This is a genomic window from Paraburkholderia sp. BCC1886 (assembly GCF_900996245.1).
Lineage (GTDB): Bacteria > Pseudomonadota > Gammaproteobacteria > Burkholderiales > Burkholderiaceae > Paraburkholderia.
Genome location: NZ_CAAJGK010000065.1, coordinates 1 through 2,376, shown reverse-complemented (window position 1 = coordinate 2,376; position 2,376 = coordinate 1). Strand labels below are relative to the sequence as shown.

Below are 2,376 nucleotides of genomic sequence, written 5' to 3'. Positions count from 1 at the left end.
GCACCGCAGTTGTATATCGCGGTCGGCATCTCGGGTGCGATCCAGCATCTGGCCGGGATGAAGGACAGCAAGGTGATCGTCGCGATCAACAAGGACGAGGAAGCGCCGATTTTCAGCGTCGCCGATTACGGTCTGGTGGGTGACCTGTTCACGGTGGTTCCGGAACTGGCCGCCGCAGTCTGAGGCGCGAAATCCCGGAGCCAGGATGCGAAAGACACGGATTGCGATCGTCGGTGTCGGGCTTGCCGCGACACCTCACGCACTCGCGCTCAATGACCTGCGTGACGAAGTCGAAGTGGTCGCCGTGCTGGGGCGTTCGCGCGAACGGGTCGAGTCGTTCGCGAAACAGCATGGCTTTGCGCCCGGCGAATCGCTCGAGGCCACGTTGAACGATCCCGGTGTCGACGCCATTCTGGTGTTGACGCCGCCTAACACGCATCTGGAGATCGTGCAGCGAGCAGCCCGTGCCCGCAAGCACGTGCTGCTCGAAAAGCCGCTCGATATCTCGGTGTCGCGCGCGCAACGGATCGTTGAAATCTGTCGGGATGAAGGCGTGCATCTGGGCGTCGTCTTCCAGAACCGCTTCCGTCCCGCGGTGCAGCGACTTGTCGCTCTGGTAGAAGAAGGCGTGCTCGGCCCGCTGGCTTATGCCGGACTGGATCTGCGCTGGTGGCGCCCACAGTCCTATTACGATGAACCGGGCCGCGGTACCTACGCTCGCGATGGGGGCGGCGTGCTGATGACGCAGGCCATTCACGCACTCGATCTGCTGATATGGCTGGCGGGCGACGTAGCGTCCGTGACCGGAGCAACGACGACGACGTCGTTGCACACGATGGAGGCCGAAGACTTCGCTAGCGCGTCCCTCGGATTCGAAAGTGGCGCGGCAGGTTATGTGCTTGCGACGACTGCCGCATTTCCGGGCTTCCCCGAGCGCATCGAACTGGTCGGGCGGCACGGCACGGCCGTGCTCGAAGGCGGGTCGTTGCTCGCAACGCTGCAGGACGGCACCACGCAGCAATTCAACGATCCGTCTTCGACGGGCTTCGGTGCGAAGCCGATGGATTTCTCTCACGCGGCCCATCGCGATCTGATCCGGGATTTTTGCGCGGCGATCCAGCAGGGTCGCGCGCCTGCGGTCGTCGGTGACGATGCGCTGCGCGTGCAACGGTTGATCGAACGCATGACAGGGACACGAGGAGACGGCCTTTGAAACGAATCGATGGCGAAACCAGAATCGTCGCTATTCTCGGTGATCCGATTGCGCAGGCGAAATCGCCGGAGTTGTTCAATGCACTGTTTGAGTGTCACGCGACGAATGCCGTACTGATTCCATTCCATGTGCCGCCGCTTCAACTCGGGCCGGTGCTCGACGGCCTGCGCGGTATCGCCAATCTGGCAGGCGTCGTCGTGACGGTACCGCACAAGTTTGCTGCCGCTGCGTATGCCGCGAGTTTGTCCGCGCCGGCACGGCAGACGGGCGGCGTGAACTGTCTGCGCCGCGAAGCGGACGGCACGTGGTCGGGTGCCATGTTCGACGGTATCGGCTTCGTGAACGGTCTGGTTGCCTGTGGGCAGACCGTGCGCGACAAGTCGGTGCTGCTGGTGGGAAGCGGCGGGGCGGGCACGGCGGTCGCGCATGCGCTGGTCGACGCAGGCGTTGCATCGATCGACCTCGACGATGCCAGCGAGTCCTCCTTGGCTCGCCTCGAAGATGCCTTGCGTTCGCGCTCGACGGCTACGTCGGTCCGTCGCGGCGTGGCTGCCGCGCAGCCGATTCACGACCTGATTGTGAACGCGACGCCGTGCGGAATGCGCGATGGCGATCCCGCGCCGATCGATCTGACCGACGCCAGTCCTCATGCAGTTGTTGCAGACCTCATCATGAAACCCGAGCAGACGCCGCTGTTGAAAGCCGCGAAAGCGCGCGGTCTGACGGTGCACCTCGGTCGCCATCTTCTCGAAAGTTCGGTTGAAACGATGGCCGCATTTCTGCGGCTCGTGCCCTGACGCCACCGAGTGTAGGGATGCTGTAACCGGCGCGCGACGATGTTTGTATAAAGCGCGAAAAATCCAGGGAAAACCCGCTTGATCGATATAGCCGTGCAGCCTAATATCGGCTTTAAGTAACTATCCGGTGAGTTACGTGGAGACCGGGTAAATGAGACGAATAAAGTGTTTGCCGCATACACCTCGAAATGAATCTGGAGTAGCCCGCAAGTGCTGACTCCGGTCGATACAGGAGACAAACGATGGATCCGGTAGCAAAGCGGAAATGGCCGCGTTCAGGCTTGGAAACGACGGTGATGGGTTTTGGCGCGGCGCCGATCGGCAACATCTTCAGGCCGATCAGCGAGGAAGATTCCGCTACGCTGA

The 2,376-nt window shown here is 62.1% G+C and carries 3 protein-coding genes; all 3 read left to right on the top strand.

Features of this window, described 5'->3' with window-relative positions; genetic code table 11:
* A partial coding sequence (locus FQ746_RS24550; protein ID WP_222105895.1) for an electron transfer flavoprotein subunit alpha/FixB family protein occupies nt 1-183 on the top strand: 183 nt, incomplete at its 5' end.
* A gap of 22 nt (nt 184-205) precedes the next feature.
* Nucleotides 206-1,213 (top strand): Gfo/Idh/MocA family protein, encoded by a 1,008-nt coding sequence (locus FQ746_RS24545; protein WP_144112292.1) that lies wholly within the window; start codon nt 206-208, stop codon nt 1,211-1,213.
* On the top strand, nt 1,210-2,010 hold the full coding sequence (locus FQ746_RS24540) for a shikimate dehydrogenase family protein (protein ID WP_144112290.1): 801 nt from the start codon (nt 1,210-1,212) through the stop codon (nt 2,008-2,010). Before FQ746_RS24545 ends, FQ746_RS24540 begins: the two co-directional genes overlap by 4 nt.
* Nucleotides 2,011-2,376 lie beyond the last annotated feature (366 nt).